Origin of the sequence: Pseudomonas sp. B21-059, assembly GCF_026016285.1 — a bacterium.
GTDB classification, from domain to species: domain Bacteria; phylum Pseudomonadota; class Gammaproteobacteria; order Pseudomonadales; family Pseudomonadaceae; genus Aquipseudomonas; species Aquipseudomonas danubii.
The window spans coordinates 2,528,602-2,541,481 of the sequence record NZ_CP087201.1 but is presented as its reverse complement, the minus strand read 5'-3'; the positions used below and the strand labels follow the sequence as shown (position 1 = coordinate 2,541,481).

Sequence of the window (12,880 nt, the reverse complement as noted above, 5' to 3'; positions counted from 1 at the left end):
AAAGACTCCCCGGTCTTCCACACCCACGCACGGCTGCCACCCTCTCGTGTGGAAGCGAGACCGGCGGCTCTACTTAACCTTAGAGTCGTAGGTACCCCAATGAAAAAGCTCGTCCCCGATCCACCCCGCCCACTGCGCGACCCCGAACTGGATCGCGCCAACGCCAACCTGCTCAGCGCACTGAAACCGACCCAGGCACGCCCGTTCGGCCTGCGCGATGCCCAGGGCAATACCCTGTTCAGCGTGCAAGCCGGGGTCAACGCCGAAGAGGCCTTGAGGCACGTCGCCCTGCTGCTCAAGTGCGCCGAGGAGGTGTCCGATGAAATCACCGAGCGCGCCAGCGGCATCGAACGCGGCCTGATCTGGTCCATGGTGCATTCCGTGGAAATGGCCCGGGCTGTGGTCGAGGCCTTGCTCGACCGTCCACGCCCTGCCGGCTGACGCCCACGCACACCGCGCGCTCAGGTGATGTGAGCGCGCGGAACATTGAGCGCTAGCGCGATGGCGGCTGGCGCTGGCGCAGGTAATCGAGCACGGCGCCGTGATCGCCGCTGAACTCAATCCGCGCGCCCTTGCTCTCGCGCTGGAAGGCGTACATCGGGTCGTAGTATTCGCCCAGCAAGCCTTCGATCCAGGCCCGGTGCAGCTCCACGTCACCGCTGCGGGCCTGCTCCGCCAGCGCGGCTTCCATCAGCAGGAACAGGCGCTGGTGACGCTCGCCACCCAGGCGCTTGTGGATCTTGTTCAGGCTTTCCAGCAGGCGTTCGGCAAACAGGGCAAAACCTTCTTCGCCATGCACGGCCACGAACTCGGCGCTGAGGTTGACCACGTAATCGTCGAGGATGCGCTGCACCCGGCTGTCGAGGCGGTCTTCCAGCCAGACCATGGGCAAGCCTTGCATGCTCTGGTACAGCGGCAGCGGCAAGGCGCAGCTGCCGATCATGCGGTTCTCGTCTTCCAGGACAAAGCTCTGCACGCCGCGCTCACGCTTTTTCAGCAGGTCCACCGCCAGACGGTTTTCGAAGTCGATGTTGCTCGGCTGTCCGGTGGCGCGGCGACCGAAGCTGGAGCCGCGGTGGTTGGCGTGGCCTTCCAGGTCCAGGGCGTTGTCCAGCTGGCCCAGCACTTCGGTCTTGCCGGTGCCGGTCATGCCCCCCAGCAGGACAAAATCACACTGCTGCAACGCCTGTTCGGTGGTGTCCAGCAGGAAGGTACGCATGGCCTTGTAACCGCCGCCAACCCGCGGGTAGTCGATGCCCGCTTCCCTGAGCCACTGCTGGACGATCTGCGAGCGCAGGCCGCCACGGAAGCAGTACAGCAGGCCGTCGGGGTGAGCCCGGGCGAAATCGGCCCAGGCCTGGACGCGCTGTTGCTTGATGTCGCCGGACACCAGTTGATGGCCCAGGACAATCGCCGCCTGCTGGCCCTGCTGCTTGTAGCAGGTGCCGACCCGCTGGCGTTCCTGGTCAGTCATCAGTGGCAGGTTGAGCACCCCGGGAAAGGCGCCCTTGGTGAATTCGATCGGCGCCCGGGTGTCCATCATCGGCCGGTCGTTGAGGAAGATCTCGCGGTAGTCGGTGCAGTCCAGAGGCATCAGAACACCTCGACCGCGTGGCTCTGTCGCTCCACCAGTTCACCGATGGGCGCCAGTTCCAGGCCCAGCTCCGCCGCCAGGGCGAGGAACTCGGCATTGCCTTGCGGGGTCACCGCCACCAGCAGGCCGCCACTGGTCTGTGGATCGCAGAGCACGCGTTTGTGCAGCTCCTGGACCCGGCCGATTTTCTCGGCGTAGCTGCTGTAGTTGCGCAAGGTGCCACCGGGCACGCAGCCCTGGTCCAGGTAGTACTCGACCCCCGGCAAACGAGGCACGCGGTCGTAGTGGATCTGCGCGGTGAGGCCGCTACCGTCGGCCATTTCCACCAGGTGCCCGAGCAGGCCGAAACCGGTGACGTCGGTCATCGCGGTCACCCCTTCGAGCTTGCCGAAACGGCTGCCGGGCTTGTTCAGGGTGCACATCCAGTCGCGGGCCAGGCCGATGTCGGCGTCGCGCAGCTTGCCCTTTTTCTCGGCGGTGGTGAGCACGCCGATCCCCAGGGGCTTGGTCAGGTACAGCAGGCAGCCGGCGGTGGCCGTGTCGTTGCGTTTCATGAAGCGTTTTTCCACCAGCCCGGTCACCGCCAGACCGAAGATCGGCTCCGGCGCGTCGATGGAATGGCCGCCCGCCAGGGGAATACCTGCCGCGTCGCATACGGCGCGGCCGCCGCGGATCACTTCCCGGGCGATTTCCGGGGCCAGCACGTTCACCGGCCAGCCGAGAATGGCAATCGCCATCAACGGGTCGCCGCCCATGGCGTAGATGTCGCTGATGGCATTGGTGGCGGCGATGCGGCCGAAGTCGAAGGGGTCGTCGACGATGGGCATGAAAAAGTCGGTGGTGGAGACTACGCCGCGTTCTTCGTCGATGGCGTAGACCGCCGCGTCATCGCGCGAAGCGTTGCCGACCCAGAGCTTGGGATCGAGGTTCTGCGCCCCGCTGCCGGCCAGAATCACCTCCAGCACCTGGGGGGAAATCTTGCAGCCGCAGCCGGCTCCGTGGCTGTACTGGGTCAGGCGAATCGGCTCGCTCATGGGGCACCTCGTCAAGTCTGGGACCGGGATTCTAGCAGAGCCCTCAGGCACTGGGCCGAGGCGTGCCCTGATGGAACAGCATCTGCCAGCGCCCTTCGCGGCAGCGCCACAGCGAACTGCGCCAGGCGCTGCCGGCCGCGCGCCCACCGGCTGCGGCGTTATGGCACAGGTAGGTGACCTGGGCCAGATCGGCCGCCAGGCGCTGCAGCGCAAACTCGCTGATGCGCCGTTCGATGAAGTCCTGCTGCGGCAGGCTGTGCAGCACCTGGGCCTTGTTCCAACGTCCGCCGCTGGCGCCGAATTCGAGAAAGTCATCGGCCAGCAAGGCCTCCAGCGCCTGGCGATCGGCGCGCACTTCGGCTTGTTGCAGTTGGCGTTCGAGCATCAACAGGTGGTCGGACAATTCCATGGTCACTCCCGGGGCGGCGGATCAGTGGCGCACTCTAGCATCCGCGCCCTGCCCCTCAAGACCGGACACCTGCGGTAGCGCTTGAACCAAGCAAATGCGCCGGACTTTGGTTAGGCTTGCAGCGCCCTGCCCGGGCACGCTTGTCCTCATACCCACAAAAGCGCCCCCCCGACCCTCACCCGAGGCCAGGGCAAGACGCTGACGGAGCCCGCCATGAAATTCACCACCCAGTCCATCGCCCGCAAGCTCAAGTTCCACCAATTGGTGGTGTTCGAGCAGGTGCTGCAAAGCGGCTCGCTGGTGCGCGCCTCTCAGGCGCTGAACCTGACTCAGCCGGCGGTGACCAAGATCATTCACGAACTGGAGTCCTACTTCGAGGCGCCGCTGCTGGTGCGCAGCAACCGCGGGGTCAGCGCCACCGAGCTGGGCCAGGTGGTGGTGCAACGGGCCAAGTCCTTGCTGGCGGAACTGCGGGCCCTGACCGACGAGGTCAACGCCTTCCAGGAAGGCACCTCGGGGCAGGTGATGGTCGGCACCCTGATCTCGGCCTCGACCTCGCTACTGCCCCGGGCCATCCAGTTGCTCAAGCAGCGCGCGCCGGGGGTGCTGGTGTCATTGCGGGTCGGGCAGATGGACCAGTTGTTCCCGGCGCTGGCGGTGGGCGATGTCGATTTGGTGGTGGGCCGAGTGCCGGACGACTGGCACCGGCGCAGCGAGGCCCTGGAGGTCGACGTGCTGTACCGCGAGGACTTGAGCATCGTCGCCGGCGCCCATCACCCGTTGCACCAGCAGATGCCGGTCAGCCTGGAACACCTGCACGCCTACCCCTGGGTGCTGCCGACCCGCGACTCGCTGCTGCGGCGCACCGCCGACCGACTGTTCGCCGACAATGGCCTGCCGACGCCGGACAATGTTGCCGAGTCGCTGTCGATCCTCACCAACATCACCCTGATGCAGGATCAGCGCACCGTGGCCCTGATGCCCTATGAGGCCTCGTTGCAGTTCATCCAGGCCGGCATGCTCCAGGCTTTCGATCTGGGGGCGCCGCTGCAGTTCGGCGAGATCGGTTGCTTCTACGCCGCCCAGCGCAATCTGGGCCCGGCGGCCCGGCTGTTTCGCGAGTGCCTGGACCTGGCCCGGGCAGAGTCCGACAGCGGGCAAGCGCCGATCCAGGCTTCACCCTGATATTCCAATTGTTAATAGTTAGCGGCCGATCTTTGATTATTCACTAATACCAGGCCTTCCTACACTCGCCCCGAAACCCATGTTTCGGAGGTTCAAGTGTCCACTGCCCTGCTGCGCCATTTCATCGACGGCGAGTTCGTCGCCAGCCCCCAGACCTTTGCCAATATCTCCCCGGTCGACGGCCGCGTGCTGGGCCAGGTCTGCGAGGCCGACCGATCCCAGGTGGACCGCGCCGTGACCGCGGCCAAGGCGGCGCAGTCCGGCCCCTGGGCTGATTACAGCGCCAGCCAGCGCGCCGACCTGCTGCTGCGGATTGCCGCCGGCATCGAGGCGCGTTTCGAGGCGTTCGTCGCCGCCGAAGTCGCCGACACCGGGCGCCCGGTGCAACAGGCGCGGACCCTGGACGTGGCCCGCGCGGTGCAGAATTTCCGCACCTTCGCCGAGCTGCTGCGCCAATCCGGCGGCGAAATCTTCGAGATGCGCGGCGCCGACGGCAATGACGTGTTCAGCTACAGCGTGCGCAAGCCCCACGGCGTGGTGGCGATCATCTCGCCGTGGAACCTGCCGCTGTTGCTGCTCACCTGGAAAGTCGCCCCGGCCCTGGCCTGCGGCAACTCGGTGGTGGTCAAGCCGTCCGAGGACACCCCCTCCAGCGCCACCCTGCTGGCCGAAGTGATGCGCGACGCCGGGGTGCCGCCCGGCGTGTTCAACCTGGTGCACGGCTTCGGACCGAATTCGGCCGGGGAATTCCTCACCGCCCACCGCGACGTCGATGCCATCACCTTCACCGGTGAGTCCCGTACCGGCGCCACCATCATGAAAGCCGCCGCCGAAGGCGTGCGCGAGGTGTCCTTCGAGCTGGGCGGCAAGAACGCCGCGGTGGTGTTTTCCGACTGCGACTTCGACGCTGCAGTGGCAGGGGTGCTGCGCTCCAGCTTCACCAACTCGGGCCAGGTGTGCCTGTGCTCGGAGCGGGTCTACGTCGAACGGCCGATCTACCAGCGCTTCGTGGCGGCCCTCAAGGCCGGCGCCGAACGGTTGAAGATCGGCTACCCCGATGAAGACGGGGTGAACATGGGTTCGCTGATTTCCCACAAGCACCGGGACAAGGTCCTGGGCTACTTCCAACTGGCCCTGGAGGAAGGCGCGACCCTGGTCAGCGGCGGCGGCATTCCGCAGTTCGGCGATGCCCGGGACCAGGGCGCCTATGTCCAGCCGACGATCTGGACCGACCTGCCGGACCACGCCCGTTGCCTGCGTGAAGAGGTGTTCGGCCCGGTCTGCCACATCGCTCCGTTCGACACCGAGGACGAAGTGCTGCGCCGGGTCAACGACTCGGCCTATGGCCTGGCCACGGCCCTGTGGACCCGCGATCTGAAGCGCGCCCATCAGCTGTCCCGGCGCTTCCGTGTGGGCATGGTCTGGGTCAACACCTGGTTCCTGCGCGACCTGCGCACGCCGTTCGGCGGCACAAGGCTCTCGGGCGTGGGGCGCGAAGGCGGCCGTCACTCCCTGGATTTCTACTCCGAGATCACCACCATCTGCGTCAACCCTTGAGGGGCACCCCGACATGCATGCAGACCTGATTGAAGCGGCGCACCACCTGCGCCAGGCCCAGCTCAACGGCCAGCCCTGCGCCCCGGTGCGCGAGCTGATTGCCCAGACCCAGGCCGCACAACCCCACACCTCCCTGGCCGACCTGGCCTACCAGGTGCAGCACTACAACAACCTGGCGGCCATCGATGCCGGACGCCGCCCGGTAGGCCACAAGATCGGCCTGACCTCCCGCGCCGTGCAGCAGCAACTGGGGGTGGACCAGCCGGACTTCGGCCAGCTGTTCGCCGATATGGCCCGCGGTGACGACCAGCCCATCGCCTGGAGCGACACCTGCCAGCCCAAGGTCGAAGCCGAGGTGGCCCTGGTGCTGGAACATGACTTGAACCATGAGCGCCACACCGTGGCCGACCTGATCCGCGCCACGGCCTTTGCCCTGCCGGCCATCGAAATCGTCGGTAGCCGCATTGCCCAGTGGGACATTCGCCTCAGCGACACCATCGCCGACAACGCCTCGTCCGGGCTGTTCGTGCTCGGCAGCCAGCCGGTGGCCCTGGAAAAACTCGATCTGGTGCGCTGCGGCATGAGCCTGACTCGGCGTGGCGAGCCGGTGTCGGTGGGCGCCGGCGCTGCCTGCCTGGGCAACCCGCTGAACGCCGCCCTGTGGCTGGCCGACACCCTGGCCCGCCTGGGCACGCCGCTGCGGGCCGGCGACATCCTCCTGACCGGTGCCCTCGGGCCCATGGTCGCGGTGCAGCCGGGAGATCGCTTCACCGCGCACATCCAGGGCCTGGGTAGCGTCAGCGCCGCCTTCGCCAGCGTCCAATGAACCGGAGCCACGCATGAACAGAACCCTCAAGGCCGCGATCATCGGCTCGGGCAATATCGGCACCGACCTGATGCTGAAGATCCTGCGTCAGGCCCGGCACCTGCAACTGAGCGCCATGGTCGGCATCGACCCGGCTTCCGACGGCCTGGAACGGGCTCGGCGCCTGGGCGTGGCCACCACCCACGAAGGCGTCGAAGGCCTGCTGCGCATGCCTGAATTCGCCCACATCGACCTCGTGTTCGACGCCACCTCGGCCGCCGCCCACCAGCACCACGAGGCCGTGCTGCGCCAGGCCAAGCCGGGCATCCGCCTGATCGACCTGACCCCGGCGGCCATCGGCCCCTACTGCATTCCGGTGGTCAACCTGGAACAGCACCTGAACAGCCTCAACCTGAACATGGTCACCTGCGGCGGCCAGGCGACCATTCCCATGGTGGCCGCGGTGTCGCGGGTGGCCCAAGTGCACTACGCGGAAATCGTCGCCTCGATTGCCAGCAAATCCGCCGGCCCCGGCACCCGGGCCAACATCGACGAATTCACCGAAACCACCCGCCACGCCATCGAAACCCTCGGCGGCGCCACCCGGGGCAAGGCGATCATCGTCATGAACCCGGCCGAACCGCCGCTGATCATGCGCGACACGGTGCTGATGCTGTCGGCCGCCGCCGATCAGCGGGAGATCGCCGCCTCCATCGGCGAGATGGCCGCGGCGGTGCAGGCCTATGTGCCCGGCTACCGGCTCAAGCAGCAGGTGCAGTTCGAGCCGATTCCGGCCTCGGCGCCGCTGCTGATCCCGGGCCTGGGGCGTTTCAGCGGGCTCAAGACCTCGGTGTTCCTGGAGGTCGAAGGCGCCGCCCATTACCTGCCCGCCTACGCCGGCAACCTCGACATCATGACCTGCGCCGCGCTGGCCACCGCCGAGCGCATGGCCCAGTCGCTGCTCAACCGCTGAAGGAGCTTCGCCATGACCTCCACCTCCGGCAACAAGCTCTACATTTCCGACGTGACCCTGCGTGACGGCATGCACGCCATCCGCCACCGGTACAGCCTGGATCAGGTCCAGGCCATCGCCCGGGCGCTGGACGCGGCCCGGGTCGACAGCATTGAAGTGGCCCACGGCGACGGCCTGCAGGGCTCCAGCTTCAACTACGGCTTCGGCGCCCACACCGACCTGGAATGGATCGAAGCCGCGGCCGATGTGCTCGAACACGCGCGCATCGCCACCTTGCTGCTGCCCGGCATCGGCACCGTGCACGACCTCAAGGCCGCCTACCGGGCCGGTGCCCGAGTGGTGCGGGTCGCCACCCATTGCACCGAGGCCGATGTCTCGCGCCAGCACATCGAATGCGCCCGGGAACTGGGCATGGACACCGTGGGCTTTCTGATGATGAGCCACATGACCAGCCCGGAAAACCTCGCCGTGCAGGCGCAGAAGATGGAAAGCTACGGCGCCACCTGCATCTACGTGGTGGACTCCGGCGGCGCCATGAACATGCAGGACATCCGCCTGCGCTTTCGGGCGCTGAAGGCCGTGCTCAAGCCGGACACCGCCACCGGCATGCACGCCCACCACAACCTCGGCCTGGGGGTGGCCAACTCCCTGGTGGCGGTGGAAGAAGGCTGCCAGCGCATCGACGCCAGCCTCGCCGGCATGGGCGCCGGGGCCGGCAATGCGCCCCTGGAAGTGTTCATCGCCGCCGCCGACAAGCTGGGCTGGAACCACGGCACCGACCTCTATCGCCTGATGGACGCCGCCGACGATCTGGTGCGTCCCCTGCAGGACCGGCCGGTGCGGGTCGACCGCGAAACCCTGGCCCTGGGCTACGCCGGGGTCTACTCCAGCTTCCTGCGCCACGCCGAACAAGCCGCCCACAAGTACGACCTGAAAACCGTCGACATCCTGGTCGAGCTCGGCCGCCGGCGCATGGTCGGCGGCCAGGAAGACATGATCGTCGACGTCGCCCTCGACCTGCTCGCTGCCCGGGAGTCCCGCCCATGAACCTCGATCTTGCCCCCATCGCCAGCGCCCTGGATCAGGCCGCACGCAAGGCTCGCGCCCTGCCCCAGTTCAGCCGGCACACGCCCTTCAACCTGGAGCAGGCCTACCAGATCCAGCGCGCCTCCATGGCCCACCGCTACGCCGATGGCGAACGCATGATCGGCCTCAAGCTGGGCTTCACCAGCCGCGCCAAGATGCAGCAGATGGGCGTCGACAGCCTGATCTGGGGCTGGCTCACCGACGCCATGCTGGAAGAGGACGGCGGCCAGCTGAACCTGGATCGCTACATCCACCCCCGGGCCGAACCGGAGCTGTGCTTTCTCACCCGGCGCGCCATCGACCGGCCGCTGACCCAGCTCGAAGCCGTGGACTATCTGGAGGCCGTGGCCCCGGCCATCGAGATCATCGACTCGCGCTACGAGGCCTTCAAATTCAGTCTGGAAGACGTGGTGGCGGACAACTGCTCCTCGGCCGGGCTGGTGGTCGGCCCCTGGTCCCGGGATTTTTCCACCCTGGCCAACGCCGGGGTACTGATGCGCCTGGACGGTGCCCTGGTGGAGGCCGGTTCGACCGCGGCAATCCTCGGCCATCCGCTGCGCAGCCTGGTGCACGCCTCGCAACTGCTGGCCCGGGCCGACATCAGCCTGCCCGCCGGCAGCCTGATCATGGCCGGCGCCGCCACCGCCGCCGTGGCCCTGACACCCGGCGCGCAATTGACAGTGGAGATCGCCGGCTACGGCGAATGCGCCTTCACCTGCAGCGGCCAGGCCCAAGGGGAACGCTCATGACCGTCAACCGCGCGACCCTGGTGCCGGGCAAGGCCAAGCCCCGGGGCCGCTTCCCCCATATCAAGCGCGCCGGCGATCTGCTGTTCGTCTCCGGCACCAGCTCGCGGCGCCCGGACAACAGCTTCGACGGCGTCGAAGTGGACGAGCTGGGCACCACCTGCCTGGACATTCGCGCCCAGACCCGGGCGGTGATCGAGAACATCCGCGATATCCTCGCCAGCGAAAACGCCGGGCTGCAGGACCTGGTGGAAATCAGCGCCTTCCTGGTGGATATGAACGACTTCGGTCCCTACAACCAGGTCTACGCCGAGTACTTCGACGAACAGGGCCCGACCCGCACCACCGTGGCCGTGCATCAGTTGCCGCATCCGCACCTGCGCATCGAAATCAAGGCGGTGGCCTACGCCCCGCTCAATCGCCGAGAACAATAACAATGGATAAGCACCACTACAGCGCGCCGCTGAACTTCAACCGTTGGCTGGACGAACATGCCCATCTGCTGCAACCGCCGGTGGGCAACCGTCAGGTGTGGCAGGACGCCGACTTCATGGTCACCGTGGTCGGCGGCCCCAACCAGCGCACCGACTTTCACGACGACCCCATGGAAGAGTTCTTCTATCAGTTCAAGGGCAATGCCTACCTGAACATCTGGGACCGCGGCCGCTACGAACGCATCGACCTGCGCGAGGGCGACATCTACCTGATGGCGCCCCACGTCATTCATTCCCCGCAACGCCCAGAGCCCGGCAGCCTGTGCCTGGTGGTGGAGCGCCAGCGGCCCAAGGGCCTGCTGGACGCCCTGCAATGGTCCTGCGCCCGCTGCGGCACGCTGATCCAGCGCTATGAAATGCAGCTGCAGAGCATCGTCAACGACCTGCCGCCGGTCTACGAAGAGTTCTACGCCACCAGCCAGGAGCAGCGGCGTTGCACCGGCTGCGGCGAAATCCACCCGGGCCGCGACTGGCAGACCTGGCACCACACCCTCAAGGCAGCGACCCCCTTATGAAAATCGACATGCATTCGCACTTCTTCCCCGACATCAGCCAGGCCGAGGCCGCGCGCCTGGACCCGGTGCGCGCGCCCTGGCTGCACAAGGACGGCGCCCGGGGCCAGATCATGGTCGGCGACAAAGCCTTTCGTCCGGTGCACGACGTGCTCTGGGACCCGGCGCGGCGTGTCGAGCACCTGGACGAGCAAGGCCTGGACCTGCAGATCATGTGCGCCACGCCGGTGATGTTCGCCTACGACGCGCCCATCGAGCGGGCCCTGCCCTGGGCCCAGTTGATGAACGATCGGGCCATGGCCATGACCGCCGGCCACGAACGCCGGCTCAAGGTCCTGGCCCAGGTGCCGCTGCAGGACCTGGACGCCGCCTGCGCCGAAGCCAGCCGGGCCCAGGCCATCGGCCACGTCGGCGTGCAGATCGGCAACCACGTGGGCAATCACGACCTGGACCACGATCATCTGGTGACCTTTCTCGATCACTGCGCCCGTAACCAGATCCCGGTGCTGGTGCACCCCTGGGACATGATGGGCGGCGAGCGCATGCGCAAATGGATGCTGCCGTGGCTGGTGGCGATGCCGGCGGAAACCCAGCTGGGGATTCTGTCGCTGATTCTCTCCGGGGCGTTCGAGCGCCTGCCCGAATCCCTGCGCATCTGCTTCGCCCACGGCGGTGGCGGCTTCGCCTTTCTTCTGGGGCGGGTGGACAACGCCTGGCGTCACCGCGACATCGTCCGCGAAGACTGCCCGCAGTTGCCGTCCAGCTACGTCAAACGCTTCTGCGTCGACTCGGCGGTGTTCGATCCCGGCGCCCTGAAACTGCTGGTGGAGGTGATGGGCAGTGAACGGGTGATGCTGGGTTCGGACTCGCCCTTCCCCCTCGGCGAACAGCGCATCGGCAGCGGCATCGCCGAACACCCGACCCTGGCCGAAGCCGACAAGGCACGCCTGCTCGGCGGCAACGCCCAGGACTTCTTCAACCTGTACTGAGTGCCCGCACTCAGCCCCTCATCCCCCTCGCTGCACCCGTCACCGTGGTCATCCGGCGGGCACCCCATGCCCGCCTCGAACAAAACCTATAAGGAGCCACCCATGTACGAGCGAACGCAACACCTGAGTGAACTCATCGACCGCAGCCCACTGGGCGCCTTGCAGATACGCGTGTTGCTGCTGTGTTTCCTGATCGTCCTGCTGGACGGTTTCGACACGGCCGCCATTGGCTACATCGCCCCCGAGCTGATCCACAGCTGGAACATCGAACGCGCGCAACTGGCCCCGGCCTTCGGCGCCGGGCTGTTCGGCATGCTCCTGGGCAGCTTCTGCTTCGGCCCCCTGGCCGACCGCCACGGACGCAAGAGCGTACTGCTGATTTGCGTGGCGATCTTCGGCCTGGGAACCCTGGCCACGGCGCTTTCACCGAACATCGAAGTGCTGAGCATCCTGCGCTTTGTCACCGGCATCGGCCTGGGCGGCGTGCTGCCCAACTGCATCACCCTGAGCTCGGAATACTCCCCGGCGCGGCGGCGCATGCTGCTGGTGACCCTGAGCTATTCCGGCTTCACCCTGGGCCTGGCGCTGGGCGGCGCGGTGGCCGGCGCGCTGCTGCCCCGGGTGGGCTGGCAGGGCCTGCTGCTGATCGGCGGCCTGGCGCCCCTGCTGCTGTTGCCGGTGCTGTACCTGGCGCTGCCGGAATCGGTGTGCTTCATGGCCAACAGCCCGCGCCACACCGCCACCTTGCGCCGCATCATCACCCGCATCAGCGGCCAGTCCGACTGGGAACGGGTGCGACTGGTCGGCGATAGCGGCGAGGCCGGCGCAAGCTCGCCACTTTCAGCGTTGTTCAGCCCCGGCCAGCTGGCCCGCACCCTGCTGCTGTGGCTGACCTTCTTCTGCTGCCTGTTCGTGTTCTACCTGCTGACCAACTGGCTGCCCACGGTGCTGCGGGCCAGCGGCTACGACACCGGCGGCGCGGCACGGATCAGCGCCATGATCCCCTTTGGCGGCGTGCTCGGTGGCATCGCCATGGCCCTGCTGATGGACCGCATCGGCGCCCTGCGCATCCTGCCCTGGCTGTGCCTGATCGCCGCCTGCGCCCTGGCCCTCACCGGCAGCCAACTGCACAGCGCCACCGGCACCCTGGCCATCGTGTTCCTGGCCGGTTTCAGCCTCACCGGCACCCTGAACAACCTCAGCGTGGTGGCCGCCACCCTCTACCCCACCGCCTCCCGGGCCACCGGCGTGGCCTGGGCCCTGGCGGCGGGTCGTGCCGGCTCGATCATCGGCTCGCTACTCGGTGGCTGGCTGTTCGCCCAGGCCGGCGGCCTGCAGCAATTTTTCGCCTGGATCGCCGTGCCGGTGCTGCTGGCGGGATTGGCCCTGGGCTGGATGAAGCGTCTGGGGCATTCGGCCGCAATACCGACGAGCAAGGCCATGGAACAGGACTGAGCCCAAGCCGAGGTTATCGTCCAATAGCAGCGAGCCGCGCC

The 12,880-nt window shown here is 67.2% G+C and carries 14 protein-coding genes; 11 read left to right on the top strand and 3 right to left on the bottom strand.

Annotated features, from left to right (window positions below):
* Positions 1–99 precede the first annotated feature (99 nt).
* Positions 100–441 (top strand): DUF3077 domain-containing protein, encoded by a 342-nt coding sequence (locus LOY69_RS11630; protein ID WP_265074586.1) that lies wholly within the window; start codon positions 100–102, stop codon positions 439–441.
* 52 nt (positions 442–493) lie between these two features.
* On the opposite strand, the gene mnmH is transcribed toward LOY69_RS11630, so the two are convergent.
* From mnmH to LOY69_RS11615, 3 genes are read right to left on the bottom strand one after another with little or no spacing between them, the layout of a single operon-like run.
* The gene (gene mnmH, locus LOY69_RS11625; protein WP_170004197.1) at positions 494–1,594 is read right to left on the bottom strand and encodes a tRNA 2-selenouridine(34) synthase MnmH; all 1,101 of its coding nucleotides are present in this window, start codon (positions 1,592–1,594) and stop codon (positions 494–496) included.
* On the bottom strand, positions 1,594–2,628 hold the full coding sequence (gene selD, locus LOY69_RS11620; RefSeq protein WP_047303467.1) for a selenide, water dikinase SelD: 1,035 nt from the start codon (positions 2,626–2,628) through the stop codon (positions 1,594–1,596). The genes mnmH and selD overlap by 1 nt, the downstream gene beginning before the upstream one ends.
* Before the next feature lie 43 nt (positions 2,629–2,671).
* Positions 2,672–3,037, bottom strand: coding sequence for a nuclear transport factor 2 family protein (locus LOY69_RS11615; protein WP_265074585.1), 366 nt, complete (start codon positions 3,035–3,037; stop codon positions 2,672–2,674).
* A gap of 213 nt (positions 3,038–3,250) precedes the next feature.
* Between LOY69_RS11615 and LOY69_RS11610 the strand changes: the two genes are divergently transcribed.
* The 10 genes from LOY69_RS11610 to LOY69_RS11565 all read left to right on the top strand — a co-directional run bounded on the left by LOY69_RS11610 (position 3,251) and on the right by LOY69_RS11565 (position 12,839).
* On the top strand, positions 3,251–4,222 hold the full coding sequence (locus LOY69_RS11610) for a LysR family transcriptional regulator (protein ID WP_265074584.1): 972 nt from the start codon (positions 3,251–3,253) through the stop codon (positions 4,220–4,222).
* 96 nt (positions 4,223–4,318) lie between these two features.
* On the top strand, positions 4,319–5,779 hold the full coding sequence (locus tag LOY69_RS11605; protein ID WP_265074583.1) for a 2-hydroxymuconic semialdehyde dehydrogenase: 1,461 nt from the start codon (positions 4,319–4,321) through the stop codon (positions 5,777–5,779).
* Between the two features lie 13 nt (positions 5,780–5,792).
* A complete protein-coding gene (locus tag LOY69_RS11600) occupies positions 5,793–6,605 on the top strand; it encodes a 2-keto-4-pentenoate hydratase (RefSeq protein ID WP_265074582.1) in 813 nt (270 codons plus the stop codon).
* A 13-nt stretch (positions 6,606–6,618) separates the two neighbouring features.
* Positions 6,619–7,557, top strand: a complete 939-nt coding sequence (locus LOY69_RS11595) for an acetaldehyde dehydrogenase (acetylating) (protein WP_265074581.1) — start codon at positions 6,619–6,621, stop codon at positions 7,555–7,557.
* Positions 7,558–7,569: 12 nt separating this feature from the next.
* Positions 7,570–8,604 carry a 4-hydroxy-2-oxovalerate aldolase gene (gene dmpG, locus LOY69_RS11590; RefSeq protein WP_265074580.1) on the top strand — a complete coding sequence of 345 codons (1,035 nt, stop codon included), beginning with the start codon at positions 7,570–7,572 and terminating at the stop codon, positions 8,602–8,604.
* Positions 8,601–9,392, top strand: coding sequence for a 2-keto-4-pentenoate hydratase (locus LOY69_RS11585; protein WP_265074579.1), 792 nt, complete (start codon positions 8,601–8,603; stop codon positions 9,390–9,392). Before dmpG ends, LOY69_RS11585 begins: the two co-directional genes overlap by 4 nt.
* Positions 9,389–9,823 carry a RidA family protein gene (locus LOY69_RS11580; protein WP_102880017.1) on the top strand — a complete coding sequence of 145 codons (435 nt, stop codon included), beginning with the start codon at positions 9,389–9,391 and terminating at the stop codon, positions 9,821–9,823. The genes LOY69_RS11585 and LOY69_RS11580 overlap by 4 nt, the downstream gene beginning before the upstream one ends.
* Before the next feature lie 2 nt (positions 9,824–9,825).
* Positions 9,826–10,398: a 3-hydroxyanthranilate 3,4-dioxygenase gene (locus tag LOY69_RS11575; RefSeq protein WP_016965505.1), complete on the top strand. Its 573-nt coding sequence runs from the start codon at positions 9,826–9,828 to the stop codon at positions 10,396–10,398.
* A complete protein-coding gene (locus LOY69_RS11570) occupies positions 10,395–11,384 on the top strand; it encodes an amidohydrolase family protein (RefSeq protein WP_253166017.1) in 990 nt (329 codons plus the stop codon). Before LOY69_RS11575 ends, LOY69_RS11570 begins: the two co-directional genes overlap by 4 nt.
* A 102-nt stretch (positions 11,385–11,486) precedes the next feature.
* Positions 11,487–12,839, top strand: a complete 1,353-nt coding sequence (locus LOY69_RS11565) for an MFS transporter (protein ID WP_265074578.1) — start codon at positions 11,487–11,489, stop codon at positions 12,837–12,839.
* Positions 12,840–12,880 lie beyond the last annotated feature (41 nt).

Excerpts from the sequence above, each read along its gene's own strand:
- mnmH (WP_170004197.1), bottom strand. The coding sequence starts at position 1,594 with ATGCCTCTGGACTGCACCGACTACCGCGAGATCTTCCTCAACGACCGG.
- LOY69_RS11610 (WP_265074584.1), top strand. The coding sequence starts at position 3,251 with ATGAAATTCACCACCCAGTCCATCGCCCGCAAGCTCAAGTTCCACCAA.
- LOY69_RS11615 (WP_265074585.1), bottom strand. The coding sequence starts at position 3,037 with ATGGAATTGTCCGACCACCTGTTGATGCTCGAACGCCAACTGCAACAA.
- dmpG (WP_265074580.1), top strand. The coding sequence starts at position 7,570 with ATGACCTCCACCTCCGGCAACAAGCTCTACATTTCCGACGTGACCCTG.
- LOY69_RS11585 (WP_265074579.1), top strand. The coding sequence starts at position 8,601 with ATGAACCTCGATCTTGCCCCCATCGCCAGCGCCCTGGATCAGGCCGCA.
- LOY69_RS11595 (WP_265074581.1), top strand. The coding sequence starts at position 6,619 with ATGAACAGAACCCTCAAGGCCGCGATCATCGGCTCGGGCAATATCGGC.
- selD (WP_047303467.1), bottom strand. The coding sequence starts at position 2,628 with ATGAGCGAGCCGATTCGCCTGACCCAGTACAGCCACGGAGCCGGCTGC.
- LOY69_RS11580 (WP_102880017.1), top strand. The coding sequence starts at position 9,389 with ATGACCGTCAACCGCGCGACCCTGGTGCCGGGCAAGGCCAAGCCCCGG.
- LOY69_RS11575 (WP_016965505.1), top strand. The coding sequence starts at position 9,826 with ATGGATAAGCACCACTACAGCGCGCCGCTGAACTTCAACCGTTGGCTG.
- LOY69_RS11570 (WP_253166017.1), top strand. The coding sequence starts at position 10,395 with ATGAAAATCGACATGCATTCGCACTTCTTCCCCGACATCAGCCAGGCC.
- LOY69_RS11630 (WP_265074586.1), top strand. The coding sequence starts at position 100 with ATGAAAAAGCTCGTCCCCGATCCACCCCGCCCACTGCGCGACCCCGAA.
- LOY69_RS11600 (WP_265074582.1), top strand. The coding sequence starts at position 5,793 with ATGCATGCAGACCTGATTGAAGCGGCGCACCACCTGCGCCAGGCCCAG.
- LOY69_RS11565 (WP_265074578.1), top strand. The coding sequence starts at position 11,487 with ATGTACGAGCGAACGCAACACCTGAGTGAACTCATCGACCGCAGCCCA.